Source organism: Ewingella sp. CoE-038-23, from assembly GCF_040419245.1.
GTDB lineage: Bacteria > Pseudomonadota > Gammaproteobacteria > Enterobacterales > Enterobacteriaceae > Ewingella > Ewingella allii.
Window position 1 is genome coordinate 4091119 of sequence record NZ_JAZHOH010000001.1, and the last position, 18666, is coordinate 4109784.

Genomic DNA, 18666 nt, shown 5'->3' on the forward strand with positions numbered 1-18666 from the left:
TTCGCCGTGCTGGTGCAAAAACGCACTTAAATGAGGCCTGTTGCAATGAGTGAACCGCTTACCACCGTGGCTGCGATCTGTCTGAGATTGAGTGAAAACATCGCGTCCGGCCTATTTGCGGCGGAGGGCCGCCTGCCCTCAGAACGCCAGCTAAGTGAACAATTTGCAACGACCCGCATCACCCTGCGCGAGGCGCTGAGCCAGCTTGAAGGTCAGGGTTTGATCTACCGTCAGGTACGGCGGGGTTGGTTTGTTTCTCCGCCGCGGATTGTTTATAACCCGCTACAGCGCAGCCACTTCCACGCCATGGCAAGAGAACAAGGGCGCAGTGCAAAAACAGAAGTGATTGATGCTAAAGAGTTAATTGCCAGTGACGCGGTATGTTCAAAGCTGTCGTTACCGGCGAAAAGCGCGGTATATTGCATTCGTCGCCTGCGCTACATTGATGGCCGCCCGGTGCTGTATGTCGAGCACTACCTCAATCCTAAGTATTTCCCGCAGATTTTAAATGTCGACTTAACCCAGTCGCTGACTGACCTTTATGCATCAAAGTATGGGATGAGCTATGGGCGAGTGCGTTTCGATATGCTCCCCACTCGGCTGCCAGAAGATGCTTCTTCGGCCTTAAAAGTCGCCCCCGGCAGCCCAGCGCTGTTTATCACCCGAACCAACCGCGATCAGCACGACCGGGTGATTGACTGTGACTTGGAGTATTGGCGGTATGACGCGTTACTTATTGATGTGGAAGTGAATTGATGTGGAAGTGAATTGATACGGCAACGAAATCCGCCCCAGGAGCTTACACCAGTAAGTGACCAGGTCGGATTTCGGCAGCTAACGCAGAGTCAGTTCGAAGGATAACGGGTAAAGGTTAACTAGTCGGCGTCGTAGCCAAGGTTTGGTGCCAGCCAACGCTCGACTTCGGCAATCGGCATATTTTTGCGTGCCGCGTAGTCTTCCACCTGATCGCGCTGTATCTGGGCCACGGCGAAATACTTACTTTCAGGGTGGCTGAAGTACCAGCCTGATACCGCCGCTCCAGGCCACATGGCGAAGGATTCGGTCAGCCGCATGCCGGTGTTAGTTTCCACGTCCAGCAGTTTCCAGATCTCACCTTTCTCGGTGTGCTCAGGGCAAGCCGGATAGCCCGGCGCAGGGCGAATACCTTGGTAGTTTTCACGGATCAGCTCTTCGTTGCTCAGGCTCTCGCTCGGCGCGAACCCCCAATAGACTTTACGTACGCGCTCATGCAGATATTCGGCAAAGGCCTCCGCCAGACGGTCTGCCAGAGCTTTGACCATAATTTTGTTGTAGTCGTCGTGCTGGTTGTCATAGGCCTCGGCCAAGGCATCTTCTTCCAGCCCGCCGGTCACCGCAAAGGCGCCCATATAGTCTTTTTTGCCACTGGATTTCGGTGCCACAAAGTCGGCTAAACAGTAGTTAGCAAAATCGGTTTTCTCCGTTTGCTGACGCAGATGGTGGCTGACCACCAGCACCTCTTGGCGGCGCTCATCGCTATAAATTTCAATATCATCGCCTACGCGGTTAGCCGGGAACAGCCCCACCACGCCACGCGGATTCAGTAACTTCTCGTTCGAGAGCTTATCGAGCAGGTCATTGGCGTCTTTGAATAAGCGTTTGGCTTCTTCGCCCACCACTTCATCTTCCAGAATGCGCGGATATTTACCCGCCAGCGCCCAGGTCATAAAGAAAGGCGTCCAGTCGATGTAGTTTCTCAATGTCTCTATGCTGGCTTCCACCTTCTGCACGCCAAGGCGATGGGCCACCGGTGGGGTATAACTTTCCCAATCGATCACAGTGGCGTTGTCGCGCGCGGTTTCAAGACTGACTGGCGGCGTACGCGGCTTTTTGCGGCCGTGCTGAATACGCACGGTTTCGTATTCTTTACGAGTACGGGCAACAAAATCATCGCGCTGGGTGCTCGAAAGCAGCGCTGAGACTACCCCCACCGAGCGCGAGGCATTCTGTACATAAGTCGTCGGGCCGCTGTAGTTCTGCTCAATTTTCACGGCGGTATGGGCTTTCGAGGTCGTTGCACCGCCAATCAGCAGAGGAATGGTGAAGCCACGGCGCTCCATCTCTTTGGCAACGTTAACCATTTCATCCAGCGATGGGGTGATTAGCCCTGACAGCCCGATGATATCGACATTCTCTTCAATCGCCGTTTTGAGGATTTTATCGGTCGGCACCATCACACCCAAGTCGATGATTTCATAGTTATTACACTGTAAAACCACGCCGACGATATTTTTACCAATGTCATGGACATCGCCCTTCACCGTCGCCAGCAGGATTTTTCCGTTGGTCTGGCCCTTCTCTTTGCTGGCCTCAATATAAGGCTCGAGATAGGCCACCGCCTGTTTCATGACACGGGCAGATTTCACCACTTGTGGCAGGAACATTTTGCCTTCGCCAAACAGGTCCCCGACCACGTTCATGCCGTCCATCAGCGGCCCTTCAATCACCTCTATTGGGCGAGCCGACAGCTGTCGCGCCTCTTCGGTATCGACTTCGATAAATTCTGTAATTCCTTTAACCAGCGAATATTCCAGACGTTTACGCACTTCCCAGCTGCGCCACTCAGCCTGCTGTTTATTGGCTTCGCCATCGTCTTTATTGCCACGATATTTTTCCGCCAGATCCAACAGGCGCTCTGTGCCGTCATCACGACGGTTAAGGATCACATCTTCAACGGCATCGCGTAATTCGGTGGAGAGATCATCGTAGATCGCCAGCTGGCCGGCGTTGACGATCCCCATGTCCATGCCGTTGCGGATGGCGTGATACAGGAATACGGCGTGGATCGCTTCACGCACAGGCTCATTGCCACGAAATGAGAAGGAGACGTTAGACACGCCGCCGGAGATCATCGCGTGAGGCAGCTGTTCTTTGATGTCCGCGCAGGCCTCAATGAAGTCCACAGCGTAATTGTTATGCTCTTCAATACCCGTCGCCACAGCGAAGATATTCGGGTCGAAAATAATGTCTTCCGGCGGGAAACGCACCTCTTCGGTCAACAGTTTATAGGCGCGGCGACAGATCTCGATTTTGCGCGCGCGAGTATCAGCCTGCCCCACTTCGTCAAATGCCATCACCACCATCGCGGCACCATAGCGACGCACTTTACGCGCATGATTCAGGAAGGCTTCTTCGCCCTCTTTCATCGAAATGGAGTTCACGATGCCTTTGCCCTGAATACACTTCAGCCCCTTTTCGATGACGTCCCACTTGGATGAGTCAATCATGATAGGCACGCGGGCAATGTCAGGCTCACCGGCAATCAGATTCAGAAAACGCACCATGGCGGCTTCGGCATCCAACATGCCTTCGTCCATATTGATATCAATGATCTGCGCGCCGCTTTCCACCTGCTGGAGAGCCACTTCCAGAGCTTCATTATATTTTTCTTCTTTAATAAGACGTTTAAAACGCGCCGAGCCGGTAACGTTAGTCCTCTCCCCGACGTTCACAAACAGGGTTTGAGCATCAATGGTTAACGGCTCCAGCCCGGCCAGACGGCAAGCCACCGGGATCTCCGGCAGTTGGCGTGGCGGCACGCCTTCAACCACTTTAGCTATCGCCGCAATGTGCTCAGGGGTGGTGCCACAGCAACCGCCGACGATATTCAAGAAGCCAGAGCGCGCCCATTCGCCAATATGCTCCGCCATCTCTTTTGCGCCAAGATCGTATTCACCAAAAGCATTTGGCAAACCGGCGTTGGGGTGAGCTGTGACATAACATTCTGAAATCCGGGACAGCTCGGCCACGTATTGGCGCAACTCGTCAGGGCCAAGGGCGCAGTTCAGGCCAAAGGTTAGCGGTTTAACGTGGCGCAGAGAGTTATAGAAAGCTTCGGTGGTTTGCCCGGAGAGCGTGCGCCCCGAGGCATCGGTGATGGTGCCTGAGATCATAACTGGAAGAATGACGCCCATCGCTTCGAACTCCGTTTCCACGGCGAAGGTAGCAGCTTTGGCATTCAAGGTATCGAACACGGTTTCAATCATGATCAGATCCGCACCGCCTTCGATCAGGGCGCGAGTCGACTCTCGGTAGGCAGCCACCAGCTGATCAAAGGTGACATTACGGAATGCCGGATCGTTAACATCAGGTGAAATTGACGCAGTGCGGTTAGTCGGGCCAAGCACGCCCGCGACGTAACGCGGCTTTTCAGGAGTGCGCGCCGTCCATTCATCGGCACAAATCCTCGCCAGGCGGGCGGCCTCGTAGTTAATTTCGGCTGAAAGTGACTCCATATGGTAGTCAGCCATGGCGATGGTGGTTGAGTTGAAGGTGTTGGTTTCGAGAATGTCAGCGCCAGCCTCAAGATAGGCATAATGAATAGCGGTGATCACCTCTGGTTTGGTCAGCACCAGAAGATCGTTATTCCCTTTGAGATCGCTTTCCCAATTGGCAAAACGCTCGCCGCGATAATCCGCTTCTTCCAGACGATAACTTTGGATCATCGTCCCCATGCCGCCGTCCAATACCATAATGCGCTGCGCTAACTGGTTGCGTAGTGCCTCAACTTGATTTGTCACTTTCACCTCAATCACCTGTCGTTCACCACCGGCCAAACCCTTAGCAATCGCCGGAAACCATGAAAAGCATCCTAGCATACCTTCCAAGGGCCAAAGCTCAGGACTTGGTGAGACTTTTTCAATTTAGGAATGCATCTCGCAGGGCGAATGCAACACATCGGATGAGCGGAAATGCAGGTTGCGATCCATACTGTAAAAACGAAAATGAATTCCAAAATAACTTTTATTCCTCGCTAATTAGCGCATCTTACAAGGAAAAGGCCCATGGCAACGCCAGTGACCACCTCGGCCAAACGAGTGAAAAAAGCCAAAGCCGCTGCCGCCTCGGGCAGCGCCGCCACCGGACAAGTGCAGTCATTAACCCGTGGCCTAAAATTATTAGAATATATCGCGGAAGCTCAGGGCAGCGTGGCGCTCACAGATTTAGCCCAGCAGGCCGGTCTGCCGAACTCAACCACCCACCGGTTGCTAACCACCATGCAACAGCAGGGTTTTGTTCGTCAGGTGGGTGATTTAGGGCTGTGGACTATCGGCTCCCACGCGTTTGTGGTCGGCAGCAGCTTCCTGCAAAGCCGTAATTTGCTGGCAATGGTGCATCCAATGCTGCGTCGATTAATGGAGGAATCAGGCGAGACGGTCAATCTGGCCGTGCTGGATCACAGCGACTATCAGGCGATTATTATCGATCAGGTGCAGTGCAACGCGCTGATGAGAATGTCGGCGCCTATCGGTGGCAAACTGCCGATGCACGCCTCGGGAGCGGGGAAAGCTTTCCTCTCCACCTTGCCTGAAGACAGGCTGGTGAAGCTGCTGCATAAAATCGGACTGCACAGCTATACGCCGCTGACTCGCACCTCTCCTGCCAACTTAAAACAGGAGTTGGCGGATACCCGTAAACGAGGCTATGCCTTTGATGATGAAGAACATGCGCTGGGGCTGCGTTGTGTGGCGACCTGCATTTACGACGAGCATAACGACGCCTATGCGGCTATTTCGATTTCAGGGCCGATATCGCGTATTACTGACGACCGCGTGACGGAGCTGGGCGCGCTGGTGATTCACGCGGCCAAAGAGATCACTCAGGCTTACGGCGGCGGGAAGCATTAATTCTTATCGGGCTATGACAGGGAAGTGATAGCCGGTATCTCAGCCCAGGCTTTTTCATCTCGGCGTTGACTAAAGCGTTGTTGGCGACGATAGGCGTAGACGTCGTCAACTTCGCCAGCAAGGATGCGTTGCTGCACTTTCTGCCAATACTCCACGTCAAAAAGATCGCCATGTAACATCTCAAACAGCGGCTTTATTCTTTTGTCGCTGCACAGGAAATGGCGGAATTCTTCGGGAAACACGTCTTGCGGCGAGGTGCTGTACCAAGGTTCACTGGCTAGCTCATCTTCGGGGTAGCGCGCGGCGGGAATGGCGCGGAAATTAACGTCCGTCATGTAACAGATTTCATCGTAATCATAAAACACCACCCGACCGTGCCGGGTGACGCCGAAGTTTTTAAACAGCATATCGCCAGGGAAGATATTCGCCGCGGCCAGCTGCTTAATGGCGTTGCCATACTCTTCAATTATATCGTGCAATTGCGGGTCAGTGGCAGTTTCGAGGTAGATATTCAGCGGCGTCATGCGCCGTTCAATATACAAATGGCGTATCAGAATGCTGTCGCCAAGATCTTCGATTTTGCTCGGCACCTCGCGCAATAGCTCATCCATTAGTTCAGGACTGATATCTTTCTTGGCTAAGGCGAAATGCTCAAACTCCTGTGTATCCGCCATACGCCCCACGCGATCATGCTCTTTGACCAATTGATAACAGGCTTTCACCTGCGCCTCGGTCACCTCTTTTTGCGGAGCAAAATTATCTTTAATCACTTTGAAAACGCGGTCACTTTCCGCCAAAGTAAAGACCAGCATCACCATGCCTTTGACGCCCGGCGCGATAATAAACGGCTGCTGAGTATTTGCCATAAAGCGCAAATGTTCGCGATAGCATTCGGTTTTGGCATGCTTCTGACAGCCGATGGCGCTATACAGCTCGGCGGTGGTTTTGCCGGGTAAAATTTCACGCAGCCATTCCACCAGCGCGGCGGGCTGAGGGGCATACACCATGAAATAGGAGCGGGCGAACCCAAAGACAATACTGGCATCGTCATTTTTGGTCAGGCAGGTATCAACAAAGAGTTGGCCATTCAGACTTCGGTGAATCGGCAGTAGAAAAGGTAGAGTCTGGCCGGCTATGTGCATTTTGCCAATCAGCCATGCGGCTTTATTGCGATAGAACAGCTCAGTGGCGACATCGATAACAACCGTAGACAATGTCTGTTGAGAATAGGTTTTCTGCAAACTTGCCAAGATATAATCGACATCCCGCTCTCTCTCTTCCCATTCCAAACGCAAGGGTAAGTCAGCCAGTATCGACAGCAGCATCTGGCGAACATGGCTTTGCGACTCATAGCGGCGAAACAGCGGGCGAGTACCATTACGCAGGTGAGCATCAGGCTGCTCAGTGAACACAAACAGCCTTTCTTCGGTTAAATCGCGGTGTTTGAAAATCCGGCAATAAACTGAATTAAAGAAGCTCTCCGCGATCTCAGCGCGGGGGTATTCCGGTAAGAGCTGGCTGTAAAACTGCTTTACGGTTTTCAGGAAAGAGGCATCGTAGAAATGAGCGCCGGTGATGCATTTAAGCTGAGCCACCACCAGCCCAACGTGATGGTCATAGAGATGAATACGCTGCTTCATTGCCGCCTGTACGGCTTTCCAATCAGCCTGTTCAAATCGCTGCTGGGCGCCAGCAGTCACCTCAAGAAATCGGCCATATTGAGCATCAAAACCCTGCAATATCGTCTGTGCTATCAGCAACTCTATCCGCATAATCTGCTCCCCTGCCGCCATACGTCAGCAGGCCCGGACAAGCCGGGCCGATAAAATCAGGTACCGAACTGTTGTTCTTCGGTCGAGCCGGTGAGCGCCGTGACTGACGAGCGGCCACCCTGAATGATGGTGGTCACCTTGTCGAAATAGCCGGTGCCAACCTCTTGCTGGTGCGAGGCAAAGGTGTAACCGCGATTCACAGCAGCAAATTCTGGCTCCTGAACTTTTTCCACATAGTGTTTCATGCCCTCTCCCTGCGCGTAGGCATGGGCTAAATCGAACATGTTGAACCACATGCTGTGGATGCCCGCCAGCGTGATGAACTGGTACTGGTAGCCCATGTCGGCAAGCCGCTGCTGGAAGCTGGCGATGGTTTTGTCATCCAGATTCTTCTTCCAGTTGAAAGAAGGCGAGCAGTTGTAGGCCAATAACTTGCCGGGGAAACGAGCGTGGATAGCATCGGCAAAACGCTGGGCCAGCTCCAAATCTGGGGTGGAAGTCTCACACCAAACAATGTCGGCATAAGGCGCATAGGCCAAGCCACGGCTGATGGCCTGCTCAATCCCCGCGTGGGTGCGGTAGAAGCCTTCAGGCGTGCGTTCACCGGTGATAAATTCGCTGTCGTAAGGGTCGCAATCTGAGGTTAATAAGTCAGCCGCGTCCGCGTCGGTTCGCGCAACCAGCAGCGTAGGTACGCCGAGAACATCGGCCGCTAAACGGGCGGAAACCAGCTTCTGCACGGCTTCTTGAGTCGGCACCAAGACTTTTCCGCCCATGTGGCCGCATTTCTTCACCGCAGCAAGTTGGTCTTCAAAGTGAACGGCCGCCGCACCCGCCTCAATCATCGCTTTCATCAGCTCAAACGCGTTGAGCACGCCGCCAAAACCGGCCTCAGCATCGGCAACAATAGGTAAGAAGTAATCGGTGTAGCCCGCCTGCCCTGGCTCAATATTATTCGCCCACTGGATTTGATCAGCCCGGCGGAAAGTATTGTTAATGCGATTCACCACTTCAGGGACAGAGTTCACCGGATAGAGCGACTGGTCCGGGTACATGCTCGACGCGGTATTGGCGTCAGCCGCGACCTGCCAACCGGAAAGATAAATCGCTTCCAGACCGGCTTTCGCTTGTTGCAATGCCTGCCCGCCGGTCAATGCCCCAAGGCAATTGACATAGCCTTTACGAGACTCGCCGTGCAATAAACCCCACAGGCGTTTCGCGCCATTTTGCGCCAGCGTGCACTCTGGATTCACCGAACCACGCAGGCTTATCACTTCAGCAGTACTGTACGGGCGGGTGATCCCCTCCCAACGCGGTTGTGACCAATTTTCTTCAAGCTGCTGAATTTGCTGAGTACGTGAGTTTTTCATGGCAAGTTTCCTGTTCTTTGTTTTATGGGTTTGTAGGGGATAAGTGCGTTAAGCCAGCAGGGCATAGCCCGGCAAGGTGAGGAAGTCGACCAGCTCTTCTTGAGTGGTGATGCGCTCCATCAGCGCCGCCGCCTCGCTAAATCGCCCGGCGCTGAAACGCTGCTCACCTAACTCTTGCTGGATGACCTGCATTTCTTCGCAAAGCATTTTGCGGAACAGCGCCTTGGTCACAGGCTGTCCGTCACTCAGGGTTTTACCATGATGTATCCACTGCCAAATGGAGGTGCGGGAGATCTCAGCAGTCGCGGCATCTTCCATCAGCCCGTAAATCGGCACGCAGCCGTTGCCCGAGATCCAAGCTTCAATGTATTGCACGGCGACGCGAATATTGGCGCGCATCCCCTCTTCGGTTCGCTCCCCCGCGCAAGGCTCTAACAGCTCGCTGGCGGAGATCGGGGCATCTTGGTCACGGGAAACATCCAGCTGGTTTTTACGTTCGCCCAGTGCCCGGTCGAAAATAGCCATTACCGTGTCGGCGAGGCCCGGATGAGCAATCCAGGTACCGTCATGACCATTTTTGGCTTCTAACTCTTTGTCACTCTTCACTTTATTCAGCACCCACTCGTTGCGCTGGGTATCTTTGCTTGGAATGAAGGCGGCCATGCCCCCCATAGCAAAGGCACCGCGACGATGACAAGTTTTGATCAACAGCCGTGAATAGGCGCTGAGGAATGGCTGAGTCATGGTGACAGCCTGACGATCGGGCAAAACGCGATCCGGATAATTTTTCAATGTTTTGATATAGCTAAAGATATAGTCCCAGCGCCCGCAGTTAAGCCCCACAATATGACTGCGCAAGTGGTAGAGGATTTCATCCATTTGGAAGACCGCGGGCAGTGTCTCAATCAGCACGGTCGCCTTAATGGTTCCGCGCGGCAAGTCGACGTAATCTTCCGCAAAACTAAAGATGTCGTTCCACCAAGCAGCTTCCTGATAAGACTGGGTTTTAGGCAGGTAAAAGTACGGGCCGCTGCCTTTAGCCAGCAATGCGCGATAGTTATGGAAAAAGTACATGGCGAAATCAAACAAGCCACCGGGGATTGGCTCTCCTTCCCAATGAATGTGTTTTTCTGGCAGATGCAACCCGCGTACGCGGCATACTAATACCGCCGGATCGGGTTTTAACTGATAAATCTTTCCTGCTTCATTGGTGTAGCTGATGGTCCCGTTGACGGCATCGCGCAAATTGATCTGACCTTCGATCACTTTATTCCAGTCAGGAGCTAACGAATCCTCAAAGTCTGCCATGAAGACTTTTACATTAGCATTCAGGGCGTTAATGACCATTTTTCGTTCAACTGGCCCGGTGATCTCCACTCTTCTATCCTGCAAATCAACGGGAATACCTTTAATCTGCCAAATACCTTCACGAATGGAATTTGTTTCCGAAATGAAATCCGGAAGCTGGCCCTGATCGATTTTGCGCTGCTGCTCAATCCGACTCTGCAAAAGATGGTGACGGGAGGCGCTAAAGCGCGTCACCAGCTCTGTCAGAAAATCGATCGCTTCGTCTGTCAGGATTAATGCGTCGTTACTGCTTAAATTACGGGTAAATTGCAAAGGGGCATGGGTTATCTGCTGATTCATTGGCATTCTCCTGACTTATCTCTTCTCTTTCAGCCAGGAATAGTAAGGTCCGGCCGGTTAATTTCAGAGGATCTAGGGCTCGGACATCAGGATCATTTGACCTCAACAATCTCAACCGAAACGCAGCCTCAGTAAGATCTAAGCGTAATCACTAAACCCATAAAATCAAAAACGATTTCCATTTTATTTTTGTTTTTATTTTTTATTTCTTTTAATCATTAGGTTACGAGAGAAAATATTTTCTCTAAAAAGGAATTAACTTTCACAAAAAAGGAGGATTGGAATTTAATAGGGAGATAGCTGGAAGAGGAGTGAAGACTAATAATTGAGGCGAGCAAGACGCTCGCCTATGAAAGCCTATGACTATTCGAGGGTAGGATTCATCTGGCGAAGATCAAACGGAGTGATCTGGTAAACGTAATAATTTAGCCAGTTGGTGAATAACAGATGTCCATGGCTGCGCCAGGTCGCCTTTGGCGATAAAGCAGGATTATCCTGCGGGAAGTAGTTAAATGGCATATCAGGAGACAAACCTGCATCTCTGTCTCGCAGGTATTCACCGGCTAACGTGCCCGCATCGTATTCAGGGTGGCCAGTCACAAAAGCCATACGCTTATCTTTGGTCGCAAAGAGATAAGCACCGGCCTCTTCGGATTCGGCTAGGATATCGAGATCGGTGTATTGGCGCAGCTCGTGCGTTGGGAAGTCCGCATAGCGAGAATGCGGCGCTAAAAAGCTCTCATCAAACCCGCGCGTGAGTAAAGCCAGCGGCTGTAAGGTTTGATGATGATAAACGCCAGATAATTTGGTTTCACGCGTCATTTTCGGCGTGCCATAGAGCACATTCAAAGCGGCCTGCACCGCCCAGCACACGAACAGCGTGGAGGTCACATGTTCTTTCGCCCAGTGAACCACTCGTTCAATCTGTGGCCAATAGGCAACATCGCAAAAATCCACCAATCCAAGTGGTGCTCCAGTGACAATCAAACCATCGTAATTCTCGTGCTGAATATCCTCAAAATCGCAGTAGAAATTATTCAGATGCTCAGCAGGCGTGTTTTTTGACTCGCGGCTATCAATGCGCAGAAGCTGAACGTCAATTTGTAGGGGTGAGTTAGAAAGGAGGCGCAAAAATTGATTTTCAGTCTCAATTTTCTTCGGCATTAGGTTCAAGATCAAAACCTTAAGCGGTCGAATCTCCTGAGTTTTTGCACGAGATGAGGTCATAACAAAGACGTTCTCATTTCGTAAAAAATTCACTGCTGGTAATTCATCAGGAACCCGAATTGGCATAGCAACTTCCTCACTGCATCCGTATATACGTTTAGACTTCTAGATGCCCGACAATAGCGGTTTTCACTATTAAAGTCGAGTGAGGTATGTTCAAGGTGAGAAATCTTCAGCTTTAAGTAATATGTTTAGCTAATTTTGTTCTATTAGGATGAGAGGACAGGGAGACTTGCCGTTATTGGGGGGAACTCAAAAGAAAAAGCCTCTTGTCCTACTTTATTATCCAGCAGAGAACCGCCGGAAGGCAAAAAAGCAAAAGCCCCGTACTTGCGTACGGGGCCTTGGCTTTTATTTGATGCCTGGCAGTTCCCTACTCTCGCATGGGGAGACCCCACACTACCATCGGCGCTACGGCGTTTCACTTCTGAGTTCGGCATGGGGTCAGGTGGGACCACCGCGCTAGTGCCGCCAGGCAAATTCTGTTAATTTACCGAACTCTACGCTTATTACTGGTGCTGATACCCAGAGTCGAACTGGGGACCTCACCCTTACCAAGGGTGCGCTCTACCAACTGAGCCATATCAGCACGCTAATCTTGCTAATCATCCGCTTATTCAGCAGATTTACTAATTTGATGCCTGGCAGTTCCCTACTCTCGCATGGGGAGACCCCACACTACCATCGGCGCTACGGCGTTTCACTTCTGAGTTCGGCATGGGGTCAGGTGGGACCACCGCGCTAGTGCCGCCAGGCAAATTCTGTTATCCGCACCGCGTTATCAGGCTTTCACCCTCCTTCGCCATGCGAACCAATCTCGGAACTTCGCTGAAAATCTCGTCTCGTCTCTCAGACCAAAACACCTTCGGTGTTGTAAGGTTAAGCCTCTCGGGTCATTAGTACTGGTTAGCTCAATGCATCGCTGCACTTACACACCCAGCCTATCAACGTCTTAGTCTTAAACGTCCCTTCAGGTGGCTTAAAGCCACAGGGAAGACTCATCTCGAGGCAAGTTTCGCGCTTAGATGCTTTCAGCGCTTATCTTTTCCGCATTTAGCTACCGGGCAATGCCATTGGCATGACAACCCGAACACCAGTGATGCGTCCACTCCGGTCCTCTCGTACTAGGAGCAGCCCCTCTCAATCTTCCAACGCCCACGGCAGATAGGGACCGAACTGTCTCACGACGTTCTAAACCCAGCTCGCGTACCACTTTAAATGGCGAACAGCCATACCCTTGGGACCTACTTCAGCCCCAGGATGTGATGAGCCGACATCGAGGTGCCAAACACCGCCGTCGATATGAACTCTTGGGCGGTATCAGCCTGTTATCCCCGGAGTACCTTTTATCCGTTGAGCGATGGCCCTTCCATTCAGAACCACCGGATCACTATGACCTACTTTCGTACCTGCTCGAGCCGTCACTCTCGCAGTCAAGCTAGCTTATGCCATTGCACTAACCTCACGATGTCCGACCGTGATTAGCTAACCTTCGTGCTCCTCCGTTACTCTTTAGGAGGAGACCGCCCCAGTCAAACTACCCACCAGACACTGTCCTCACCCCCGATCAGGGGGCCGAGTTAGAACATCAAACATTAAAGGGTGGTATTTCAAGGTTGGCTCCACGCAGACTGGCGTCCACGCTTCAAAGCCTCCCACCTATCCTACACATCAAGGCTCAATGTTCAGTGTCAAGCTATAGTAAAGGTTCACGGGGTCTTTCCGTCTTGCCGCGGGTACACTGCATCTTCACAGCGAGTTCAATTTCACTGAGTCTCGGGTGGAGACAGCCTGGCCATCATTACGCCATTCGTGCAGGTCGGAACTTACCCGACAAGGAATTTCGCTACCTTAGGACCGTTATAGTTACGGCCGCCGTTTACCGGGGCTTCGATCAAGAGCTTCTCCTTGCGGATAACCCCATCAATTAACCTTCCGGCACCGGGCAGGCGTCACACCGTATACGTCCACTTTCGTGTTTGCACAGTGCTGTGTTTTTATTAAACAGTTGCAGCCAGCTGGTATCTGCGACTGGCTTCGGCTCCGAGAGCAAGTCTCTTCACCTACGCGCCAGCGTGCCTTCTCCCGAAGTTACGGCACCATTTTGCCTAGTTCCTTCACCCGAGTTCTCTCAAGCGCCTGAGTATTCTCTACCTGACCACCTGTGTCGGTTTGGGGTACGATTTCGTGTTACCTGGAGCTTAGAGGCTTTTCCTGGAAGCAGGGCATCAGCTACTTCACCACCGTAGTGGCTCGTTATCACGCCTCAGGGTTAAAGCAGTCCGGATTTACCAGGACCACACCCCTACACGCTTGAACCGGGACAACCGTCGCCCGGCCAGCCTAGCCTTCTCCGTCCCCCCTTCGCAGTAACACCAAGTACAGGAATATTAACCTGTTTCCCATCGACTACGCTTTTCAGCCTCGCCTTAGGGGTCGACTCACCCTGCCCCGATTAACGTTGGACAGGAACCCTTGGTCTTCCGGCGTGCGGGTTTTTCACCCGCATTATCGTTACTTATGTCAGCATTCGCACTTCTGATACCTCCAGCAGCCCTCACAGGCCACCTTCAACGGCTTACAGAACGCTCCCCTACCCAACAACGCCTAAGCGTCGCTGCCGCAGCTTCGGTGCATGGTTTAGCCCCGTTACATCTTCCGCGCAGGCCGACTCGACCAGTGAGCTATTACGCTTTCTTTAAATGATGGCTGCTTCTAAGCCAACATCCTGGCTGTCTATGCCTTCCCACATCGTTTCCCACTTAACCATGACTTTGGGACCTTAGCTGGCGGTCTGGGTTGTTTCCCTCTTCACGACGGACGTTAGCACCCGCCGTGTGTCTCCCGTGATAACATTCTTCGGTATTCGTAGTTTGCATCGAGTTGGTAAGCCGGGATGGCCCCCTAGTCGAAACAGTGCTCTACCCCCGAAGATGAGTTCACGAGGCGCTACCTAAATAGCTTTCGGGGAGAACCAGCTATCTCCCGGTTTGATTGGCCTTTCACCCCCAGCCACAAGTCATCCGCTAATTTTTCAACATTAGTCGGTTCGGTCCTCCAGTTAGTGTTACCCAACCTTCAACCTGCCCATGGCTAGATCACCGGGTTTCGGGTCTATACCTTGCAACTTGACGCCCAGTTAAGACTCGGTTTCCCTACGGCTCCCCTATTCGGTTAACCTTGCTACAAAATATAAGTCGCTGACCCATTATACAAAAGGTACGCAGTCACCCAACAAGTAGGCTCCCACTGCTTGTACGTACACGGTTTCAGGTTCTATTTCACTCCCCTCGCCGGGGTTCTTTTCGCCTTTCCCTCACGGTACTGGTTCACTATCGGTCAGTCAGGAGTATTTAGCCTTGGAGGATGGTCCCCCCATATTCAGACAGGATGTCACGTGTCCCGCCCTACTCATCGAACTCACAATAAGTGCATTTTTGTGTACGGGACTATCACCCTATACTGTGCGACCTTCCAGACGCTTCCACTAATGCACAAACTGATTCAGGTTCTGGGCTCTTCCCCGTTCGCTCGCCGCTACTGGGGGAATCTCGGTTGATTTCTTTTCCTCGGGGTACTTAGATGTTTCAGTTCCCCCGGTTCGCCTTGCATGGCTATGTATTCACCATGCAATAGTGTGACGTATCACACTGGGTTTCCCCATTCGGGTATCGTCGGGTATAACGGTTCATATCACCTTACCGACGCTTTTCGCAGATTAGCACGCCCTTCATCGCCTCTGACTGCCTAGGCATCCACCGTGTACGCTTAGTCGCTTAACCTCACAACCCGAAGGTGTTTCACCTCGGTTTGCAAGTCTTGAGAGACTCAACACAGGGTACTCCTTATCTCAGTACATCTACGGAGAGATAAGTTTCAGCTGTGTCGTTTCAATTTTCAGCTTGTTCCAGATTGTTAAAGAGCAAAATACTTCGCAGCATACTGTTTCCAATATACTCTGAAGTATTATTTAAAGGCTGTATGGATATGGTGGAGCTAAGCGGGATCGAACCGCTGACCTCCTGCGTGCAAGGCAGGCGCTCTCCCAGCTGAGCTATAGCCCCATACAGTCACTTACAGATACCTTTGATTTACCACTCGTAAAAGAGTTAATTCTTTCTCAGACAAGGCGGAGCCATGCGAAGTTTGCTTACGCAAACGAGTTCGTGGCGACAACGCGGTATGAGGAAGAATTTGGTAGGCCTGAGTGGACTTGAACCACCGACCTCACCCTTATCAGGGGTGCGCTCTAACCACCTGAGCTACAAGCCTATAAAGGTATTTCTGCTCGTTACTTTCTATCAGACAATCTGTGTGGACACTGCACAATGCGTATCTTTAGGTAAGGAGGTGATCCAACCGCAGGTTCCCCTACGGTTACCTTGTTACGACTTCACCCCAGTCATGAATCACAAAGTGGTAAGCGCCCTCCCGAAGGTTAAGCTACCTACTTCTTTTGCAACCCACTCCCATGGTGTGACGGGCGGTGTGTACAAGGCCCGGGAACGTATTCACCGTAGCATTCTGATCTACGATTACTAGCGATTCCGACTTCATGGAGTCGAGTTGCAGACTCCAATCCGGACTACGACATACTTTATGAGGTCCGCTTGCTCTCGCGAGTTTGCTTCTCTTTGTATATGCCATTGTAGCACGTGTGTAGCCCTACTCGTAAGGGCCATGATGACTTGACGTCATCCCCACCTTCCTCCGGTTTATCACCGGCAGTCTCCTTTGAGTTCCCACCATTACGTGCTGGCAACAAAGGATAAGGGTTGCGCTCGTTGCGGGACTTAACCCAACATTTCACAACACGAGCTGACGACAGCCATGCAGCACCTGTCTCAGAGTTCCCGAAGGCACTAAGCTATCTCTAGCGAATTCTCTGGATGTCAAGAGTAGGTAAGGTTCTTCGCGTTGCATCGAATTAAACCACATGCTCCACCGCTTGTGCGGGCCCCCGTCAATTCATTTGAGTTTTAACCTTGCGGCCGTACTCCCCAGGCGGTCGATTTAACGCGTTAGCTCCGGAAGCCACGGGTCAAGCCCACAACCTCCAAATCGACATCGTTTACAGCGTGGACTACCAGGGTATCTAATCCTGTTTGCTCCCCACGCTTTCGCACCTGAGCGTCAGTCTTTGTCCAGGGGGCCGCCTTCGCCACCGGTATTCCTCCAGATCTCTACGCATTTCACCGCTACACCTGGAATTCTACCCCCCTCTACAAGACTCTAGCTTGCCAGTTTCAAATGCAGTTCCCAAGTTAAGCTCGGGGATTTCACATCTGACTTAACAAACCGCCTGCGTGCGCTTTACGCCCAGTAATTCCGATTAACGCTTGCACCCTCCGTATTACCGCGGCTGCTGGCACGGAGTTAGCCGGTGCTTCTTCTGCGAGTAACGTCAATGCACAGTGCTATTAACACTGAACCCTTCCTCCTCGCTGAAAGTGCTTTACAACCCGAAGGCCTTCTTCACACACGCGGCATGGCTGCATCAGGCTTGCGCCCATTGTGCAATATTCCCCACTGCTGCCTCCCGTAGGAGTCTGGACCGTGTCTCAGTTCCAGTGTGGCTGGTCATCCTCTCAGACCAGCTAGGGATCGTCGCCTAGGTGAGCCATTACCTCACCTACTAGCTAATCCCATCTGGGCACATCCGATGGCGTGAGGCCCGAAGGTCCCCCACTTTGCTCTTGCGAGGTCATGCGGTATTAGCTACCGTTTCCAGTAGTTATCCCCCTCCATCAGGCAGTTTCCCAGACATTACTCACCCGTCCGCCGCTCGCCGGCAAAGTAGCAAGCTACTTCCCGCTGCCGCTCGACTTGCATGTGTTAGGCCTGCCGCCAGCGTTCAATCTGAGCCATGATCAAACTCTTCAATTAAAAGTTCGATTTGCTTCAACTCGTGAAGCGGTGCTCAAAAATTAACTTTCGTAATAATTCAACTAAATGAATTACTGCTTGGTCACTCTTTAAGACTTGATATTTTTTGCCACCGGAGTGGCTGATATCGTCTTGTGAGTGCCCACACAGATTGTCTGATAAATTGTTAAAGAGCAGTGAGTTACGCGCTTTCGCTTGGCAACTCGAGGTGGCGTATATTACGCTTTCCTCTTTCAGTGTCAACCGTTTATTTCACCCGGTTGCCGCTGTTTTTAATCTTTTCGACTCGTTCACTTCGTGATGTTGTTCACGTTGTTCCCTGTCGATGGAGCGGCATTATAGGGATCCCTGTTTTTTCCACAAGCGTTTTTTCGAATAAAATGATCAACTGCGTACTTTTCCACCCTTTCGTTGCGATCTTGCACGAAAAGCTGATTTTCTCTTCGATCCCAGACGCTGTAAGTTTGTAATCCCTTCTTCACGGGCTATATTCCCAAAGGATAAATGTCTTTCTAACGGGGTAATTCATGTCTCACTATCCATTGCGCACTTATCAAGGTGTGGCGCCCACCACGGGGGATCGCGTGATGATTGATCCTTCGAGCGTTGTCATTGGTGAAGTTGATCTGGCTGACGACGTCAGCATCTGGCCATTAGTGGCTATTCGGGGTGACGTAAATAAAGTGGTGATTGGCCGTAGAACCAATGTTCAGGACGGAAGTGTTCTGCACGTCACCCACCGATCCCAACATAATCCGGAGGGCTTCCCCCTTATTATTGGTGAGGATGTCACCGTGGGTCATAAAGCTATGCTGCATGGCTGCAAGATTGGCGATCGGGTTTTGGTCGGCATGGGATCGATTTTGCTCGATGGTGCGATAGTTGAAGATGACGTGATGATTGGCGCGGGGAGTTTGGTTCCCCCAGGCAAAAGACTGGAGAGTGGTTATCTCTATCTAGGCAGCCCGGTGAAGAAGATCAGGGAGCTGAGCGCCGAGGAGCTCGAAGGGTTACTTTACTCATCGAATAACTATGTGAAGTGGAAAGATCTTTATCTGGACGATGCTGATCAAAAATAGCTCTTCCCGAAATAAACTC

General features: G+C 51.8%; 8 protein-coding genes, 3 tRNA genes and 4 rRNA genes. 3 read left to right on the plus strand and 12 right to left on the minus strand.

Annotated features, from left to right (window positions below; all coding sequences use genetic code 11):
- The first annotated feature begins 45 nt into the window (after positions 1 to 45).
- Positions 46 to 756: a UTRA domain-containing protein gene (locus V2154_RS19630; protein ID WP_353503533.1), complete on the plus strand. Its 711-nt coding sequence runs from the start codon at positions 46 to 48 to the stop codon at positions 754 to 756.
- Between the two features lie 119 nt (positions 757 to 875).
- Here the strand turns inward: V2154_RS19630 and metH are convergent, their stop codons facing one another.
- The gene (gene metH / locus V2154_RS19635; RefSeq protein ID WP_437342042.1) at positions 876 to 4559 is read right to left on the minus strand and encodes a methionine synthase; all 3684 of its coding nucleotides are present in this window, start codon (positions 4557 to 4559) and stop codon (positions 876 to 878) included.
- Positions 4560 to 4823: 264 nt separating this feature from the next.
- Between metH and iclR the strand changes: the two genes are divergently transcribed.
- Entirely contained in the window at positions 4824 to 5666 is an 843-nt protein-coding gene (gene iclR, locus V2154_RS19640; RefSeq protein ID WP_353503534.1) for a glyoxylate bypass operon transcriptional repressor IclR, read from the plus strand.
- A gap of 11 nt (positions 5667 to 5677) precedes the next feature.
- Here the strand turns inward: iclR and aceK are convergent, their stop codons facing one another.
- The 11 genes from aceK to V2154_RS19695 all read right to left on the minus strand — a co-directional run bounded on the left by aceK (position 5678) and on the right by V2154_RS19695 (position 17568).
- Complete coding sequence (gene aceK, locus V2154_RS19645; protein WP_353503535.1) at positions 5678 to 7438, minus strand: bifunctional isocitrate dehydrogenase kinase/phosphatase; 1761 nt, start codon at positions 7436 to 7438, stop codon at positions 5678 to 5680.
- Between the two features lie 56 nt (positions 7439 to 7494).
- Positions 7495 to 8808 (minus strand): isocitrate lyase, encoded by a 1314-nt coding sequence (aceA, locus tag V2154_RS19650; protein WP_353503536.1) that lies wholly within the window; start codon positions 8806 to 8808, stop codon positions 7495 to 7497.
- Positions 8809 to 8856: 48 nt separating this feature from the next.
- Positions 8857 to 10455, minus strand: coding sequence for a malate synthase A (gene aceB / locus V2154_RS19655; protein WP_353503537.1), 1599 nt, complete (start codon positions 10453 to 10455; stop codon positions 8857 to 8859).
- 363 nt (positions 10456 to 10818) lie between these two features.
- Positions 10819 to 11748, minus strand: coding sequence for a homoserine O-acetyltransferase MetA (gene metA / locus V2154_RS19660; RefSeq protein ID WP_353503538.1), 930 nt, complete (start codon positions 11746 to 11748; stop codon positions 10819 to 10821).
- Between the two features lie 294 nt (positions 11749 to 12042).
- Positions 12043 to 12158: ribosomal RNA gene (gene rrf / locus V2154_RS19665) — 5S ribosomal RNA — on the minus strand.
- Positions 12159 to 12195: 37 nt separating this feature from the next.
- Positions 12196 to 12271 (minus strand) — tRNA-Thr (locus V2154_RS19670).
- A 50-nt stretch (positions 12272 to 12321) separates the two neighbouring features.
- Positions 12322 to 12437, minus strand: a 5S ribosomal RNA gene (rrf, locus tag V2154_RS19675).
- Between the two features lie 120 nt (positions 12438 to 12557).
- Positions 12558 to 15464, minus strand: a 23S ribosomal RNA gene (locus tag V2154_RS19680).
- A gap of 206 nt (positions 15465 to 15670) precedes the next feature.
- A tRNA-Ala gene (locus V2154_RS19685) sits at positions 15671 to 15746 on the minus strand.
- 131 nt (positions 15747 to 15877) lie between these two features.
- Positions 15878 to 15954, minus strand: a tRNA-Ile gene (locus V2154_RS19690).
- Positions 15955 to 16025: 71 nt separating this feature from the next.
- Positions 16026 to 17568: ribosomal RNA gene (locus V2154_RS19695) — 16S ribosomal RNA — on the minus strand.
- Together the 16S, 23S and 5S rRNA genes with 3 tRNA genes alongside form the textbook arrangement of a ribosomal RNA operon.
- Positions 17569 to 18095: 527 nt before the next feature.
- Here V2154_RS19695 and V2154_RS19700 point away from each other — a divergent pair.
- Positions 18096 to 18647: a gamma carbonic anhydrase family protein gene (locus V2154_RS19700; protein ID WP_353503539.1), complete on the plus strand. Its 552-nt coding sequence runs from the start codon at positions 18096 to 18098 to the stop codon at positions 18645 to 18647.
- Positions 18648 to 18666 lie beyond the last annotated feature (19 nt).

What these genes read in the sequence shown, in the direction of transcription:
- V2154_RS19700 (WP_353503539.1), top strand. Translation starts at nt 18,096, where the DNA reads ATGTCTCACTATCCATTGCGCACTTATCAAGGTGTGGCGCCCACCACG.
- aceB (WP_353503537.1), bottom strand. Translation starts at nt 10,455, where the DNA reads ATGAATCAGCAGATAACCCATGCCCCTTTGCAATTTACCCGTAATTTA.
- iclR (WP_353503534.1), top strand. Translation starts at nt 4,824, where the DNA reads ATGGCAACGCCAGTGACCACCTCGGCCAAACGAGTGAAAAAAGCCAAA.
- V2154_RS19630 (WP_353503533.1), top strand. Translation starts at nt 46, where the DNA reads ATGAGTGAACCGCTTACCACCGTGGCTGCGATCTGTCTGAGATTGAGT.
- metA (WP_353503538.1), bottom strand. Translation starts at nt 11,748, where the DNA reads ATGCCAATTCGGGTTCCTGATGAATTACCAGCAGTGAATTTTTTACGA.
- aceK (WP_353503535.1), bottom strand. Translation starts at nt 7,438, where the DNA reads ATGCGGATAGAGTTGCTGATAGCACAGACGATATTGCAGGGTTTTGAT.
- aceA (WP_353503536.1), bottom strand. Translation starts at nt 8,808, where the DNA reads ATGAAAAACTCACGTACTCAGCAAATTCAGCAGCTTGAAGAAAATTGG.